This is a genomic window from Brevibacillus sp. Leaf182, assembly GCF_001423865.2.
GTDB lineage: Bacteria > Bacillota > Bacilli > Brevibacillales > Brevibacillaceae > Brevibacillus > Brevibacillus brevis_C.
In genome coordinates, this window is the sequence record NZ_LMPN02000020.1 from 163,781 (window position 1) to 179,200 (window position 15,420).

General features: G+C 49.5%; 19 protein-coding genes, 1 pseudogene and 1 riboswitch. Of the genes and pseudogenes, 6 read left to right on the top strand and 14 right to left on the bottom strand.

Annotated elements, in window-relative coordinates; translation table 11 throughout:
- Nucleotides 1–159: 159 nt before the first annotated feature.
- The gene (locus ASG16_RS11285) at nucleotides 160–1,413 is read left to right on the top strand and encodes an MDR family MFS transporter (RefSeq protein ID WP_056490465.1); all 1,254 of its coding nucleotides are present in this window, start codon (nucleotides 160–162) and stop codon (nucleotides 1,411–1,413) included.
- A 69-nt stretch (nucleotides 1,414–1,482) separates the two neighbouring features.
- Here ASG16_RS11285 and ASG16_RS11290 read toward each other — a convergent pair whose 3' ends face one another.
- The 10 genes and pseudogenes from ASG16_RS11290 to ASG16_RS11335 form a co-directional block, all read right to left on the bottom strand.
- Nucleotides 1,483–2,046, bottom strand: coding sequence for a hypothetical protein (locus ASG16_RS11290; protein ID WP_056490469.1), 564 nt, complete (start codon nucleotides 2,044–2,046; stop codon nucleotides 1,483–1,485).
- Nucleotides 2,043–2,531: a YbaK/EbsC family protein gene (locus ASG16_RS11295; RefSeq protein ID WP_056490471.1), complete on the bottom strand. Its 489-nt coding sequence runs from the start codon at nucleotides 2,529–2,531 to the stop codon at nucleotides 2,043–2,045. Before ASG16_RS11295 ends, ASG16_RS11290 begins: the two co-directional genes overlap by 4 nt.
- Nucleotides 2,528–3,265, bottom strand: a complete 738-nt coding sequence (locus ASG16_RS11300) for an MOSC domain-containing protein (protein ID WP_056490474.1) — start codon at nucleotides 3,263–3,265, stop codon at nucleotides 2,528–2,530. The genes ASG16_RS11295 and ASG16_RS11300 overlap by 4 nt, the downstream gene beginning before the upstream one ends.
- A gap of 25 nt (nucleotides 3,266–3,290) precedes the next feature.
- Nucleotides 3,291–4,088 (bottom strand): NAD kinase, encoded by a 798-nt coding sequence (locus ASG16_RS11305; RefSeq protein ID WP_056490477.1) that lies wholly within the window; start codon nucleotides 4,086–4,088, stop codon nucleotides 3,291–3,293.
- A 102-nt stretch (nucleotides 4,089–4,190) separates the two neighbouring features.
- The gene (locus tag ASG16_RS11310; protein WP_056490479.1) at nucleotides 4,191–4,640 is read right to left on the bottom strand and encodes an NUDIX domain-containing protein; all 450 of its coding nucleotides are present in this window, start codon (nucleotides 4,638–4,640) and stop codon (nucleotides 4,191–4,193) included.
- Between the two features lie 95 nt (nucleotides 4,641–4,735).
- On the bottom strand, nucleotides 4,736–5,134 hold the full coding sequence (locus ASG16_RS11315; protein WP_048031312.1) for a YugN-like family protein: 399 nt from the start codon (nucleotides 5,132–5,134) through the stop codon (nucleotides 4,736–4,738).
- A 151-nt stretch (nucleotides 5,135–5,285) separates the two neighbouring features.
- Nucleotides 5,286–6,092 (bottom strand): LSm family protein, encoded by an 807-nt coding sequence (locus ASG16_RS11320; protein WP_056490481.1) that lies wholly within the window; start codon nucleotides 6,090–6,092, stop codon nucleotides 5,286–5,288.
- A gap of 88 nt (nucleotides 6,093–6,180) precedes the next feature.
- Nucleotides 6,181–7,284 carry a glycine oxidase ThiO gene (gene thiO / locus ASG16_RS11325; RefSeq protein ID WP_056490484.1) on the bottom strand — a complete coding sequence of 368 codons (1,104 nt, stop codon included), beginning with the start codon at nucleotides 7,282–7,284 and terminating at the stop codon, nucleotides 6,181–6,183.
- Between the two features lie 622 nt (nucleotides 7,285–7,906).
- Nucleotides 7,907–8,023, bottom strand: a riboswitch (TPP riboswitch).
- 63 nt (nucleotides 8,024–8,086) lie between these two features.
- Nucleotides 8,087–8,332, bottom strand: a complete 246-nt coding sequence (locus ASG16_RS31625; protein WP_370444396.1) for an excisionase family DNA-binding protein — start codon at nucleotides 8,330–8,332, stop codon at nucleotides 8,087–8,089.
- Nucleotides 8,327–9,676: pseudogene (locus ASG16_RS11335) on the bottom strand (glucose-6-phosphate isomerase); the annotation flags it as partial. The pseudogene ASG16_RS11335 and the gene ASG16_RS31625, both read right to left, overlap by 6 nt.
- A gap of 210 nt (nucleotides 9,677–9,886) precedes the next feature.
- Here ASG16_RS11335 and ASG16_RS11340 point away from each other — a divergent pair.
- From ASG16_RS11340 to ASG16_RS11350, 3 genes are read left to right on the top strand one after another with little or no spacing between them, the layout of a single operon-like run.
- A complete protein-coding gene (locus ASG16_RS11340) occupies nucleotides 9,887–11,164 on the top strand; it encodes an efflux RND transporter periplasmic adaptor subunit (RefSeq protein ID WP_056490492.1) in 1,278 nt (425 codons plus the stop codon).
- A gap of 26 nt (nucleotides 11,165–11,190) precedes the next feature.
- Nucleotides 11,191–11,910 carry an ABC transporter ATP-binding protein gene (locus ASG16_RS11345; RefSeq protein ID WP_007724719.1) on the top strand — a complete coding sequence of 240 codons (720 nt, stop codon included), beginning with the start codon at nucleotides 11,191–11,193 and terminating at the stop codon, nucleotides 11,908–11,910.
- Nucleotides 11,907–13,094 carry an ABC transporter permease gene (locus ASG16_RS11350; protein ID WP_056490495.1) on the top strand — a complete coding sequence of 396 codons (1,188 nt, stop codon included), beginning with the start codon at nucleotides 11,907–11,909 and terminating at the stop codon, nucleotides 13,092–13,094. Before ASG16_RS11345 ends, ASG16_RS11350 begins: the two co-directional genes overlap by 4 nt.
- Nucleotides 13,095–13,189: 95 nt before the next feature.
- On the opposite strand, the gene ASG16_RS30890 is transcribed toward ASG16_RS11350, so the two are convergent.
- From ASG16_RS30890 to ASG16_RS11355, 3 genes are read right to left on the bottom strand one after another with little or no spacing between them, the layout of a single operon-like run.
- Nucleotides 13,190–13,366, bottom strand: a complete 177-nt coding sequence (locus tag ASG16_RS30890; RefSeq protein ID WP_173628144.1) for a hypothetical protein — start codon at nucleotides 13,364–13,366, stop codon at nucleotides 13,190–13,192.
- Between the two features lie 48 nt (nucleotides 13,367–13,414).
- Nucleotides 13,415–13,561, bottom strand: a complete 147-nt coding sequence (locus tag ASG16_RS30895; RefSeq protein WP_007724729.1) for a hypothetical protein — start codon at nucleotides 13,559–13,561, stop codon at nucleotides 13,415–13,417.
- Nucleotides 13,561–13,833, bottom strand: a complete 273-nt coding sequence (locus tag ASG16_RS11355; RefSeq protein ID WP_056490498.1) for a DUF3886 domain-containing protein — start codon at nucleotides 13,831–13,833, stop codon at nucleotides 13,561–13,563. The genes ASG16_RS30895 and ASG16_RS11355 overlap by 1 nt, the downstream gene beginning before the upstream one ends.
- Nucleotides 13,834–13,930: 97 nt before the next feature.
- Here ASG16_RS11355 and sspK point away from each other — a divergent pair, with 97 nt between their 5' ends.
- The gene (gene sspK, locus ASG16_RS11360; RefSeq protein WP_007724732.1) at nucleotides 13,931–14,062 is read left to right on the top strand and encodes a small acid-soluble spore protein K; all 132 of its coding nucleotides are present in this window, start codon (nucleotides 13,931–13,933) and stop codon (nucleotides 14,060–14,062) included.
- A 22-nt stretch (nucleotides 14,063–14,084) separates the two neighbouring features.
- Here the strand turns inward: sspK and ASG16_RS11365 are convergent, their stop codons facing one another.
- On the bottom strand, nucleotides 14,085–14,921 hold the full coding sequence (locus ASG16_RS11365; RefSeq protein ID WP_056490501.1) for a glycosyltransferase family 2 protein: 837 nt from the start codon (nucleotides 14,919–14,921) through the stop codon (nucleotides 14,085–14,087).
- A gap of 126 nt (nucleotides 14,922–15,047) precedes the next feature.
- Here ASG16_RS11365 and ASG16_RS11370 point away from each other — a divergent pair, with 126 nt between their 5' ends.
- Nucleotides 15,048–15,404 (top strand): DUF3905 domain-containing protein, encoded by a 357-nt coding sequence (locus ASG16_RS11370; RefSeq protein ID WP_056490504.1) that lies wholly within the window; start codon nucleotides 15,048–15,050, stop codon nucleotides 15,402–15,404.
- The last annotated feature ends 16 nt before the right edge of the window (nucleotides 15,405–15,420 follow it).

Consider the following 15,420-nt stretch of genomic DNA (forward strand, 5'->3'; position numbering starts at 1 on the left):
GAATACCTAAAAGTGGCACATCTTAAGTCAGGGTCTAATCCCTTAGCCCTTATGATATTAGTGTACCCGACGGATGATTATAAGTCTATATCTTTTTGAAAATTTGCACTAAAGTAGGTGTACCTGGCCAGGGAATCAAAAACAGGAGGTACACCTGCTGTGCAATGGCTGAAGTGGGATCTGAATTTGAAGACCAGATTGATCGGCGAGACGCTTTTTAACCTGTTGTTTTGGATGTACTTTCCCTTCCTTACCCTCCACTTTAGTGATACCTTTGGCAAAAATGTTGCCGGGTTACTCATGACAGTGCCACCGATTATGAGTATGATCGGCAATCTTTTTGGCGGCTATCTGGCTGATCGCTTTGGTCGTCGATACGTCATGCTTTCAGGAGCATTTTTGCAGGCAAGCATGTTTGTTCTGTTTGCCTTCTCCCTCTCCTCTTGGATCGATTATCTTGCGTTTATTGGAATCGGGCTCGGCAAAGCGATATACAGCCCGGCGAGTTCTGCGATGGTCGCTGATCTCACCTCCGAAAAAGACAGACGCAGAATTTTCGCTACCTTCGTTACAGCCATGAACATTGGCGCCGTATTGGGACCCGCCTTGGGGGCCATCTTTTTCTTTCAGTACCGCAGTGAACTGCTGTGGACTTGTGCGCTTGTCACTTTTTTGTATTCGATTGCGATCTGGATTAATGTGAGAGAGACACTGCCACCGACCGTAAAAAGCTCTGTCGCCTCTATCCATTTCCCTTCCGTTATGAAGGAGCAATGGCAGAGTTATGCTGTCATTCTACGCGACAAAGCTTTTGCCATCTATATTTTCGCAGGCATGCTGATAACGATTGCAATCGTGCAGCTCGATTTATTTTTGGCCGTCTATGTAAAGGAATTCGTTCCAGCGCAGACACTGCTTTCGTGGAATACCTGGTCACTCTCGCTTAGGAGTACGGAGATTTTCGGATGGATGCTGGGAATCAGCGGCCTTCTGTTTGTTCTGTGCGCCCTGCCTGTTACCAAGTGGTTTGAGAACTGGAGCGATCGGAATGTCTTCCTCTTGTCCTCTTTGCTATTTGGCATAGGCATGTTTTTGGTGGGATTCACGACGAATGCATGGCTGTTGTTCGGATGCGTGGTCATTTTTACAGTAGGGGAAGTGATGCGAACTCCGGTCGAGCAGAGCTTCGTCAGCAAATACGCACCAGAACATGCACGAGGACAGTACATGGGTGCCGCTAACCTGCAGTACTCGCTCGGCCGCTTCCTCGCTCCCGTGACCGTCATTCTTTCGGAGTGGATCATGCCGATTGGCGTTTTTGGGTTTATCTTGTTATGCTCCCTCTTGAGTGCCTTTCTTTATGGGAGGCTATTCCAAATAGTTTTGAAACGCGAGTCCTCTCCTTGCAGCTAAATTACAACAGATAACGAAAAGTGGTTGCGCAGCCATAACCTCCTGCCAACCACTTTTTCATTTTCAGCATTATAATTTTTTCGGAGCTTCTAATTTCACGGGGTCAACCATTACTTTTATTTGTGTTGACGTTCCTTCGATCGTTACCTTCACATCGGAAACAACCATTTCTTTTGGCGTTTGTGCAACGTTGGTAACCGCAATGAACTGATCCAGCTCCGGTGTCCAGGTAAGTCCAGTAGCTTGGATCATCGCCTTTACTGTATGAACGTCAGGAACCCCTTCATACATGATACCGTCTATTGTTTTTTGATCACCGTTCAGCATGACGCTTACCCATATCGCTTTTTCGTTTGCCGCGTTTTCTTGTTTTGGATAATAAAAGCGGTAGTAATTCGTTTGCTTGTCCAGCTCAAGCTGAAAAGGCAGGGTATGAATTCCTTTCACAGCTAACTCTTCTTTGATTTTGTTGTAATGACTCAGATACGTGTCTGTTGTCATCTCTTTAAACGAGGAAGCAGAATGGGAGATGTTGTTTTCAATTGCAGTCGTTTGATTAGACATTCCGAGCAAGGAAAGACCCGCGACTACGACGATGGCTACTACTGCGATGGCGAATGCAACCTTTTTCATGATGCGCTCCCTTCTGCCGAAGCGGCATCGATTTCTTTCGCCCCTGTCATCTCCAACAAGGCTTCATAAGATACGGGTAAAAGCGATTCAGCGATGCCAGCCGCTGTATAAACTACAGAAAAGCGTTTCAAGGACCGATCCACATAGACAGGCACTTCTTCCTGTAAAGCAAATGGACAAACCGCTCCAACACGAAAGCCTGTCATTTTTTCTACCTCTTCCGGTGTAGCCATCTTTGGCTTTCCTTGTCCAAAAGCTGCCTTCACTTGCTTGGGATGGACACGTACGTCGCCTGCTGCCACGAACAAGGCGAACTGCTCATCTACCCGAAACAAAATTGACTTTGCAATTTGGCCGATCTCGACACCTAATGCCTGCGCAGCCACTTCGGACGTAGGTAAGGGTTGTTCAAACAATATCGGCTCGATGCTCGAGTCATAGCGTTGTACGTAGCTACGAACCTTTTCCAGAGGGCTTGCGATCATTCCCCGTCACTCCCCATCTCCACTAAAAAAACATCATCGCCTTGTGACACACTGCCTGTCGTGACAACCGAAGCATATACACCGAAGTGATTATTGTGACGCTTGACGCATGCCTTCAATACGGCAGGAGTCATCGCCAACGTATCTGGGTCGATATTGACATATACACAGCGCTCACAGTGCTTGTTGACTTGCAAGGTCACATCATTGATTTTGATCTGTTTGCCGATCCATTTGTCTTCCGCAAACGGCTCATCATCCTCTAGGACAACGACCAAATTCCCCCGAAAGCGCCGTGGATCTACCTGTTCTGCGCCAATCTGCCGTGCGATCTCTCTAAGAGAGGCATCCGTAACCAGTAGAATGTGGTCTTCCCAGTTCACGCCACCTTCTTGCGGACTACTAATCATAGGCGTAATGGAGCGCTTCGCCGTCTCTGCGACATGGGCAAATAAAGCATCATCCCACGTATGTACACTGCCATCTCGGGCTTCAATCCGAATCGGCGGGTACGCTTCTTTTGCTGTCCCTTCGCTCATGGTGGCGTGATACCCGATAAGCGCAGGCACAACATCCGCGCTGAGATACTTACCTTGACGGGCATGATCCAAAAAATAATAGGCACGGTCTCCATACAAGCCAAATTCATCGACCGTACTTGATGATAGCTCTTCCCCCCTCATTCCTTTGACAGGATGACGGAAAATGGTCTGCAGTGTTCCTACTTTTTTCATTTGGTTCCCCTCCCCAACGCTTTCTCTATCCGGATATAAACGAATTACGAACCCGCCCCCAAAACGTCAGTCGCTTGTAGCGAGCGAATTTCACTTTGTCAGGTCCCACTCGGCAACGAATGGAACACACATCTCTCCATACAGCCTGCTCACGATCCAAGCCGATCATAATCTCGGGATTCATGACGATCAGCTCTACTTCATGATGCTTCGGCAATACGAGCGAGCTGTTGATCGTCCGATACGCCTGGTTATTGATCGAAGCGATCTCGGACAACTGAATCGCCTCAATAGACGGATGAACAATCGCTCCATCCACGGCCTTGTTGTAGGCTGTACTTCCTGAAGGTGATGAAACGATCAAGCCGTCACCGCGAAACGTCTCCAGCTCATCGCCATTAATATAGACGCACGACACCAAGGTGGACAAATTCGCGTTACGCAAAACCATTTCATTCAACGCCCACTTTTCATACTGCTTTCCATCTCTTGTACTAATCCGGCATTGGACCGTCGGGTATTCCGCGATCTGAGGCTCATCGTTCAACAGACGTTCAACGAATTCGTCCAGCTCCTCAGGCCGCCAGTCCGCATAGAAGCCGAGATGCCCCGTATGAATCCCCACATAAGACGGCTCGATCCCGTATTGATGGACGGCCTCCAAAAGTGTCCCGTCTCCCCCGATGGACAACACCATATCCGGTTGCTCACCTGGTCCCTTCACAAAGGTAAACGGGCTATTGGCTGCATGGAGCTTTTCTTTTAATGCTTGTTCCACTTCTCGTGTAAAATCGTCATTTCGCAGTACAGTCGCAATCTTCATGCTGGTCTGCCCTCACTTTTATCCTTACAAGCGGTCTTGTACGCTCTGTTGTTTGTCTTCACTATACCATAGGAAAAATCGACTTGCATAAAATCCCACCTGTCACCAGCGGTCACTCTGAAAAGACTGCTTGCGAAATTGAGATAAGCGCCTCTCTGTAGCTGGTGATATTTCCCGCGGAAGCTCATCCCAAGCAAAAAAACGCATTTCCGCTACTTCCTTGTCATCCTTATGCAAATCTTGGCCAGGTGTGAGGTCGACATGATACAAGGCAATGTGGTCTCGCTTCCCTTCCCGCTCACTGTAAAAAAGATGGCAGAGGGTAAGTTCGTCCGCTCGTATTCCGCACTCCTCCCACAGCTCCCTGCGAGCAGCATCCCCAAACGACTCTCCTCGCTCTACCCCTCCTCCCGGCAAATACCAGCCATGGACATACGTATGCCGAATTAACAAGACTCCCTTTTCATCATCCGTTACAATGACACGGACACCCAAGGTAAGAGGTTTGCGGATTTTCCAATACCATTTCGCCACTGCATGGTACCAGGCCATATTTCCACCTCACTTTTTCCATGTGCTACCATTCTTTAACCGCCTATATTTTCCCTGCCAGGAACAAGAAAAAACAGGCCTATCGGCGGCCTGTCTCACGCGAGGCGATTCTCCAGCTCTTTGACAACCGCCTCTGCTTTTCGAATCCATCTCGAATCAATTTGTGCGTCCTTGTCTACCGGCTCCTGAAACTGATTCATCAAGCCCGAAGCGAGCGCCTCCGTGTAGCCGATATCTTCTTCTACCCCAGTCTGGTACACATGCCGGATCACAAACGGCCGCCCGAGTTCCAGCCAGGCATCCGGGCTGTCGAGCTCGCCTTGCAAGACTTTTACAGGCAAGCGCAAAAAGACCGTGTTCTTGTCATCCAGCGCCCGGTCAAAATACCCTTGCTCATAATCCCAGTTGGATAATGTAAAATGCGGCTGAAGCGCTTCACGAAAATAACCGAATGTCGCTCGCGTGCCTGGCAAGCTGCTGTTTATTTGTTTCATCGTCCATCCCTGCCTTTATTTATTCTGTGAGAAACGTCCACCGTTTTGTTCGTAGTGTGTGACAAAAGGAGAGGTTGTACTCTCACACTTACAAAAAGCAGCAAGCCTCCTAAGCCGTGATGGCCTTAAGAGGCTTGTAAGTTTCCCCCCATTAAATCAAGACAATTGTCAGAAGCGTAAAGAGCGCCAATGGAATGATTTTACGTCCATTCCGGCATCTTTTCCGTCTCCTTCTCCCTTGTACTTTTGGCAAAACATATGGCGGTGGGGGTGGTGGTGGCGGACAAAAAAATGGCGGATACGGCGGGAATGGTGGAAATGGCGAAATATTTTGCTCCCAAGGACTTACCTGTGGCTTCTGCTCGCTATACGGACTAACTTGGGGGGCGGGGCGGTTACTGCTGCTAAACGGGCTAACTTGGGGAGCGGGACGATTGCTGCTGCTAAATGGGCTGACCCGTGAGTTGTTGGAACTGCCGAAAGGACTGACCTGACTGTATGGATTGAACTCATCGCCGTAGGGACTGACCTGCGGATAGTATGGATTGCCCCTATAAGGACTGAGATCGCCATAGGGAGGATAACCTGCATACGGATTATAGCTCACATACTGAAAGTAATAATCCGGATATTGCCCCCATCCTCCATACGGCTGCCGATTGGCTACTTCCATCACTTGATAAGGATTGTAGTCCGCATAGTCCTCATAGTTCTCATAATCATACTCTTCGAGAACTTCTTCTTCCTCCGCATCCTGGTCTACAACTTCTACGTATACGTTCTGATCATCATAATCGACAATGACGCCTTCAAACACTTGTCCGTCAATTGCTTCGATGCGCACTTTTTTCTCCACGTGCTCCTTGCAAATGTTGTGCACATTTTCTCGCATATCCTTTAACAGGCTGACAAACTGAATGTCAGCCTGATACAGGTTTTTATCAGAATCAGACTGCATGGAAACTCCTCCCCTTCTGGTGTTTCTTTATTACCATATACAAGTGCCCATGGGGAGGTTACCAGAATCTAGGCGAGACTAGCCCAATTTATAGAAAGCGGGCAGGTAAAAATGGCAAAAGGCGCTCCGTCTCTCCTTTTTCCACAAAGTCCGCCATCGATTTAGCTGTGACGGGGGAAAGCAGGATGCCATTGCGAAAATGTCCACCTGCGATCGACAGTCCTTCCCAGCCAGGAACGGGGCCCAGGAGCGGCTTGCCATCTTGTGTCGCAGGTCGAAGTCCACCCCAAGCCTCCAGAAAGGTAGCGGAGTGCAGCGCAGGAACATACGGCATGGTCCCTTGCAGGACACTGGCTAATCCCGCCATTGTGACGTCCCGATGGAAACCACTTTCATCCTCAGTGGCACCAATGACAATTTTTCCGTCCTTTTTCGGAGTAATGTAGCCTGTCGTTCCGAAAATCACCGTTCGCAGTGGAATACCTACGGACGAGACGGCCGCGATCTGTCCGCGTACAGGGCGAATCGGCACGGAAACACCCAGCATCTCAAGCATCATTCCAACCCACGCTCCCGAGGAAATCACCGTCTGTGTGGCACGCAGTGACCCTGAAGAGGTCTCGATCCCGATCACTTTTCCGCTTTTCACCGCAATGCCGCTCACCACACAGCCAGACAACAGCTTCACTCCTTGCAATTGGCAAGCAGTAGCCAAGGCGCGAAGAAGCATTCGATTGTTGATGTGTCCTTCGTACGGCGAATAGATAGCGGCTTGCACTTGATCGGTCAGAAGCGGCTCTACCTCTTTCACTTGCGCTGTATTCGAGAGCCATTGCACAGCATGTCCCGCTTCTTTTTGCCAACGGTACTTGTCGGCGAGCTGTTGGACTTCCTCCTCATTTAAAGCGACGGTTAGTAACCCCTCCAGGCTTAGCTGTACATCTCCACCAGTCAATTCCTCCAGCTCTGCTACCCATTCCGGGTAAAGCGCAAGTGACTCCATGCCCAAATCGAGCATCGGTCCAGGTGCCGTGAATTCCTTCAAAGGAGCGAGCATTCCGGCTGCGGCCGAAGACGCCTGACCTCCCCATTCACCCTGCTCGACCAAGGTCACGCTCACCCCACGCCGTGACAGCTCGTATGCCAAGCTCAATCCGATAATTCCTCCACCCACTACCAGACAATCACTCATCTTTGTTCTCTCCTCACCATGTTGACTAAAAATGTCTTGTACGTTGCTGTTGTGGCGTGGAGGAAACAGGAGAAAACGCTCAGCTTCTAGGTCCACCCCCTGGGGGATTGACTGCACGACTCCATGCAAAAAGCGAAACCGCGTCCAAAGTAGTCTTTTCAGGATGTGTTTCAGAGGTGGACGCTTAAGTGCGTGTTTCGCTTTTTGCATTGCGTCTCGGTCGGTGTCCCTAAGATCTTCGCTTTTTTCTCCTGTTTCCTCTACGAGCTTTCCGTGTTATCCGATCTTTTAAAACTTTAAAAATGATGAAGAATGCCATCAGTTACGCCAGAGTTTCCAGACGTAGCGACTTGTGGAGTCCTACCGAGCGGAGAAGGGATTCGCGGGCAACAGAAACGCAACCGTGCCCGGGCTACGAAGCGGCTACCACTTTTGCGTTTCCCCGCGAATCCCTTCGGAGCGGGCAGCCTTAGCCCTCAGCAGGACGGAGCCTGGAGCCTAGACTGGAAATATTCTTCTCTTCCACTACAGCCACATGTCCACTTCATAACAAAAAGCCCACCAGTTCCCGAGCAGGAAAAGGTGGGCTACATACGCATAGGTAACAATCAAGCAAAAAAGCGCTGTCTGCCGGCAACCGTATCCCTGCGCCGGCATGATCCGGATCAGGTGCAATGGGTCGATGGTCGATTGCTTCCATCCTCTCAGCCCCGCATGAAGGACTCCCCAAGTTGCTTGTTCATTATGATATTCCTTTGTAAGTATAGTCCTGTTTGCAACCATCTGACAAGCACGTCGCTGGTTAATCCTCATCCTTCACATCGTAGCTCTCCGGAATCGGCTCATGACGCGCGGCCTCCTCGAACTCCTGGAGCTTGCGAATTTCCTCCAGATGATGATTGAATTGCTCTTTGTTGATGATGTATTCATTGCCGTCATGGACAGCACGGATGCGCCCCTGCTTGATTTTTTCCATAATAAACGACTCGGGAAGCTCCAAATAGGCAGCAGTCTCCTCGACGGTCAAATACGTCTTATTCTCGCGCAATCTAGCCTCCAGTTCCGCTTTCTGCCGCTCGTAGCCCGGCTTGCCCAGCAAGGCAAACATATTGGCCTTGTACGCCTCCACCCCTGGCTGATCAAACGGATTGACGCCTAGCAAATAGCCGCTGATTCCGCATGCCTTTTCAAAAAAGTAAATCAGTCCACCGAGATAGTAAGCTGTCGCCTCCGGTATTTCTACAAGCAAATTCGGTACGCCGCCATCCACATGGGCCAGCACCGTTCCCTCGAAAGCTTTTTTATTGACATACCCCATTCGTTTGCCAGTCAAAAAGTTCAATCCATCGACGTCAGCGGGGTCCTCCTGAACAGTCAAATCCACAGTGGGCTTCGTCACAGACACAACGGTCTCGAACAAATGCCTCATGCCGTCCTGTATGTATTGGCCCAACGAATGCAAGTCCGTTGAAAACTCGGCAGAAGCCGGAAAAATCCCTTTGCCATCCTTGCCCTCCGATTCCCCGAAGAGCTGCTTCCACCACTCCGCAAAGTAGCGAAACTGCGGTTCATAGCTGACCAACAGCTCCACTGTCTTGCCTTTTCGATAGAGTACATTGCGAATCGCCGCATACTGATAGCACGGATTATCGCGCAAATCCATGACCATGTAGCGTTCGCGTGCATCTCTGGCCCCCTGCATGAGAGCATCCATGTTCGCCCCGCTTACAGCGATCGGCAACAATCCAACCGCGGTCAGGACTGAATATCGCCCACCGATATCATCTGGAATGACAAAGCACTCATAGCCCTCGTCATCCGCCAGTTTTTTCAGGGCTCCCCGCTGTTTATCGGTCGTAATGTAAATTCGTTTTTTGGCCTCTTCACGTCCGTATTTCTTTTCCAGCCATTCCCGAAAAAGTCGAAACGCGATAGCGGGCTCAGTCGTCGTGCCCGATTTTGAGATGACGTTGATGGACACATTTTTTCCTTCTATTACGTCCATCAGATGAGAGATATAAATCGGACTAATATTGTTGCCCACAAAATAAATCTCCGGAGAATGTCGCTTGGACTTCGGCAGCAAATTGTAGAAGCTGTGGCCTAAAATGTCAAGCACCGCTTTTGCCCCCAGATACGAGCCTCCGATACCAATCACCAAAAGCACATCCGAGCTCGATTGAATCCGGGCTGACGCTTGGCGAATTCGTTCATACTCGTCCCGGTCGTATTGTTCCGGCCAATCGACCCAACCAAGATAATCCTTGCCGGGCCCAGTCCTTGAATGAAGCATTTGATGCGCAATTTCGATCGCTGGAGAAAGCTGCTCCCACTCATGCTGTTTGACAAAGGCTCGAGCGTTGGCGTAATCAAAGCGAATCGTTTTGTTCATAGCTCCCCTCCGAGGAACGTCATCTCATCTTTATCTATGATATCACGGCAATTGGCGGCAAAGAACTTTCCGATAAAACGTATCAAAATGCGTTTAAATATGTCCAAAATGTGAACATTCGGCGTTTTATGTTACCTTTTTCCAGCACTACCGTAAAACCCTTTCGAGCAATGAAATAATATGGTTCTTACCAAAGCAAGGAGAATGAACATGAAAAAACGATGGTGGATCATCGGTTCCGTCGTAGTCCTCCTGGGCATCGGGGGCGTTGCGTTTTCCATGATGGGATCGCAACAAGCTATGGGAATGCCTGTCAACATCGGCGCACCAACGAAATCAGCTTTGGAAAGCAAGGTTTTGACATCAGGACTCGTCACCGTAGAAGACAAGCTCAAACAGTACGCCAACGTCACCGGAACCTTACGTGAGTTTGTCGTCAAAGAAGGCGACAAGGTGAAAAAGGGACAAGTGATCGCAAAAATTGACACGTCTGATGTCGATAGCCGAATCCTCGAGCTGGAAGCGCAAATGGAATTGGCCAAAGCCAACCTCGCCAAGGCACAAATCGGCAACGAGCCGGAAGAAGTCGCACAAGACCAAGAACGCGTTTCCCAAGCCCAGCGTGAATACGATGCGGCCAAGCGAGAATATGATCGGATGAATCAACTATTTACTTCTGGCGCTTCTACTCAGCAAGAGCTGGACAAGTTGAAATCACAAATGGATAGCGCTCTATCTACACTGAATGTCGCCAAGCAACAGCTCGCTCTCAAGCAAAAGGGTCCACGCAAGGAAGACATTGCCGCTCAGCAAGCCCAAATCAACAAGCTGAATGTAGAAAAAGCACAACTGAATAAAGAACGTGTCCAAAGCGTCGTCGTAGCACCTATGGATGGAACCGTCATAGGCGTTGCAGCCGATAACGGTCAATATGTCAACAAGGGGACAGAAATCTTGACCCTTGCCAATCTGAACAATCTGTTGATTGAAGCAGATATTAACGAATCCGATGTCAACAAGCTCAAAATCGGACAGTCTGCCACGATTGAAGGCGTGACACTCGGAAAGAAAAAGCTGAATGCGGAAGTAGCTCGCATCTCTCCAACCGCGACCACTACTGCCACCAAGTCGGGGCAAGGTGAAAAAACACGCGTCAAAGTCACCCTCAAGCCATCTGGAGATCTATCTGCTTTGAAGCCTGGCTTCCATGTGGACATCAACATCTCCGTCGAAAAAATCGATAATGCCATGCAAGTACCAATCGAAGCTATTCAGCAAGATGCTGACGGCAGTACCTTTGTCTGGGTATCTGCTAATGGTGTTGCGAAGAAGCAGAAGGTCGAAACCGGTATGGAAAATGAGTTGTTCACTCACGTCAAGTCTGGACTTAACGGTGATGAGCAAGTGATTTTAGGCCCTGTCGAATCCCTGACTGAAGGGGCACCTGTGATGCCGATGAGTGGCGGCGGCGCACCAATGGGTATGTAACACGTAAAGAAGGAGGTCAGCCGACGATGCTTCATGTAGAAGGCTTGACGAAAGCATACAAGACGGGTGATACCGTACTGCCCATCTTAAAAGGTGTCTCCCTGCTGGTGGAACAAGGCGAATTCGTTGCCATCATGGGGCCATCAGGATCAGGGAAATCGACGTTTATGAACATGCTGGGCTGCCTGGATCGTCCTGATTCGGGTTCGTACATGCTAGACGGCATTGAGGTTAGCAGTCTGAAGGATACGGAGCTCGCTGTTGTTCGCAACCAAAAGATCGGCTTTGTGTTCCAATCGTTTAATCTACTCGCCCGCTCTTCCTCCTTGCACAATGTAGAGCTACCGATGATGTACGCGAATGTCAGCCGCTCAGAACGGCGCAAACGGGCAACAGAAGCACTCAAGCGAGTGGGATTGGCTGAGCGCATGGACCATAAACCAACCCAGCTATCCGGTGGTCAAAAACAGCGTGTAGCGATTGCCAGAGCACTGGTCAATAAGCCAGCCATCCTGTTGGCAGACGAACCGACGGGAAATCTGGACAGCCGCTCCGGAGTAGAAATCATGGCCATGTTTCAGGAGCTGCATGCGCAGGGCGTTACGATCATTCTCGTTACCCACGAATTGGATATCGCGCAGCACGCTGAGCGGATTGTGACTTTCAAGGATGGCGTAATCATTCGCGATGAAAAGGTTACGGAGCGAATATTCTCCAAGCCGTCTGACGAGGTGATTGTCACATGAATTTTATGGAAAGCTTTAACACCGCCGTGGAGGGTATCTGGGCGAACAAAATGCGCTCGATCTTGACCATGCTCGGGATCATCATCGGGATTACCTCCGTCATTGTCGTCACGGCACTGGGTGAAGGCGGACAGAAAGCCATCAACGAAGAGATGGAAAAGTTCGGGCAAAATACGTTTAACGTCTTCATCAATTGGGAGACAAAAGAAGAGATCGCCTCAGAAGATATGACCGTGGAAGATACCGAGGTCCTCGGCAGGATTAGTCCTGCCATCGAATACATCGTACCTTACAACTCCAGCACGATTGATTTGAAGGGACCGAAAAAAGAAGAGCGCGTCAACCTCACTGCCTCCACCGCTGATTATTTTTCGATGCAATCAACCTTGAAGGTGGCAAAAGGGCGACTTTTCAACGAAATCGATGACAAAGAACAACGCGCTGTCATCGTCCTGGAAGAAGCTCTTGCTCAAAAGCTGTTCGGGCAAATGAGCCCGATTGGTCAGCGTGTTCGCTGGGGAAATCAATCTCTCGTCGTAATCGGGACGTACACAGAAGAGAAGTTCAAGTTTGATATGGCAACGAGCTATGGAGCGATTATTCCCATCCGTTACGAAATGAGCTTGCAGGAAGAGCCTTCTGTTCAAATGCTCATGGGAAAAGCGATCGACAAAGCCTCTGTCGACCCAGCCATGCAGCAGGTCAAACAATACTTGAGCCGCAAGCATCAAAAGGAAGACCATTACAGAGTTCGCAGTATGCAAGAATCAATGGATCAGTTTAATCAAATGACGGGCACCTTGACGCTGATCTTCAGTATCATCGCAGGTATCTCCCTCGTGGTGGGCGGCGTCGGCGTTATGAACATCATGCTCGTATCCGTTACAGAGCGTACTCGCGAAATCGGGATTCGCAAAGCCTTAGGGGCACGCCGACGAGATATTTTGATTCAGTTTTTGATTGAATCGGTCATCGTCTGCTTGATCGGTGGATTGATCGGGGTGTTGTTCGGCCTTGGTATTGCTTCGATTATTGCCTATTTTGCACAGTTGCCACCGCTTATGTCCTGGAACAGCGTGTTTATCGCATTCGGCTTCTCCAGTGCCATCGGTATTTTCTTCGGCCTCTATCCGGCCAACAAGGCAGCCAAGCTCGATCCAATTGAAGCACTGCGTTACGAATAATGAAAAATGGCTAGCCATTTTTTCTTTTCTTGAATGGACGTGTAGCCTTTTTAAAAAAACAAGCACCTGTAAGCTCTCTGGCTACAGGTGCTTGTTTATGTTGGCAACGTATCAGTTACCAGCTTCAAAAGAAAAAAAACCGCAATCCCCACGCTCGCGACTGTCCACCAGAGCGGCTTGCTGTCAGCCTTTTGGGCCTTGTAGATCCCGATTAACTTCCAGGTACCCACCGCCACGCACAAGAGGCTAAACAGGAGCAGGATTGTCCCCATGACCTCCCTCCCCTCACTCCTAGCTATATGGGAATGAGAGAGAAAAAATCACTTCTTCGGGTCCTTTTTGCCCAATCGACCGAGGACCATCCGGCCCCGTTCCTTGATGGACTCGTCCTTGATATCTTGTTGGCGCTTTTTCATCAAACCGTTTTTGGAAGTATCCGGTCGGTCCGTTTGCCGTCCATCTCGCATTAGCTGTACTTGCCTCCGGTTTTTTTCTCGTAATCGTCCAAAAGCTCAGCAAAGCTCTTGTTGCGCTCGCGTTCTTCCTGCTCTCGGCGCTTTTGTTCGGCTGCTTCCTTCTCTTTGCGCTCGCCTTCTGTCTTCATGTCTTTTTCAAGCTGCTTGAGTGCTCCAAGCGCATCTGCATTTAGCATATCCTTCAAACTGTTCAATCCGCTTTTCGCGTCTGTCGTAGTTGTTGTCGCTGCTTGACGTTGTGGTTTTCGTTGTTTTTTTGCCATTTGAATTGCCACCCTTTCCCTATCCTCATTCTGTCCTCATTCTCTGGCCCCATCCGGGTCATACTATCTTCATCTTTCACAAAGAGGAGGACATCACATGGTTCGTAACAAAGAAAAAGATTTTGGAAAAACCGCTGAAATCCGAGGACCCAAAGCCCAATCTGAGGCTGTCCGTTCTGACGGCTCCATTAATAGTGAACCACAAGAAAGGCTAAAAGAAAACCGCTAACAAAAAAACCGCCGGGCAGCCATTATGCTCGGCGATTTTTACTGGGTGGCGGGTTTGGATGGCTTACTTTTCGAGTGGCACGCTCCTGCTTCAGCAAGGTGAGCTTCTCGTCAAATTGGAACGAACAGCCGATTTTTAACAATCGTTTGGCAAAGTCTCGCTCCATTTCGATCCGCGGCAACTCCCGAAATGCTCCTGCTCTCCTGGCATCCTCGCGCAGCAGGGAAACATGCTGCGTGGAAAACATCGTCCAGGGCGAACGGTATCGCTCGAGCTTTGCCCCGTATTTTTCCCTGATGCTCATTCGCTTCTGGGTGACGGGACAAGGCAAGCTAATAGGCGCGAACTGTCCGTTTGCAATTTGATTTTCTTCCAGTAATGGTATCGTTTTGACCAACGTATGCGGTCGCTTTATATGTGGATTTTGTTCCAGCCATTTTTGACATTCGATATGCTGACTGGCGCTAAACGGAGGTTCGTACACGGAGTAAATCCTCCTCGTACAAAGCCCCAGCAAAATCATATTCTGTACCCGCTCGTGCGCCTGCTGGTGTACACCGATAAACTCGCGGGGAACCATCATATTACACGCTACAAATACGAGCAATTCACCTTTCGCCTGCTGGATTCCCTTGTTAAACAGGCGGGCGAGCGAAACACGTCTGCGAAAACGTACCACTTGCAAAGAATAATGAGCGGTAAAGCCAGCCAGCTTCTCTGCCAGCCCATCCGTGGAGCCATTATCCAGCACAATCACTTCATATTTTTCAAAATCGGCAAACTGCAAGTTCAGGCTAAACAAGGTATACAGAAGCTGATGAGCTGCATCTCTGACGGGAATGATCACACTCGTTCGCATCCGATCTTCCCCCTTTTTTTAGCATATGCGGCTGGGTCTCATTTGGGCTGGGCGCGAGCTCCCCTCCGAATCGGAATAAGGGGTCAGTGACTGATGCATGCTATGGGATAAAAGGAGGTCCAGATGATGGATAACGATCAGAAAAAGAACGACAAGACGAAGGATATTTCCCTCGATGGGACGCTGCCGCATCAAATCAGTGCTCCTGACTTCAAAAACTCGTCCCGTACGATTCAAAAGCCATTCGTCAATGAGTTCGGAGTCGTCATCGGTGACAGCTTGTACGAGTCCAAGGAATCTCCCTTACACAACTGGAACACAGAAACCGATCCCTCCATCATGGCAGGGGACCAGTGGGTACATCCGACCAATGACATTGGCTGGAACTCGATAGAAAATCGTGAGCTCCTCGAGGATCAAGAAGAACAAGCTGGAGCGCGTTTTATGCACCCGACCTTCGATGTGAGCAAAGGCAAGGACTAATGCCAGCTTTTTCATG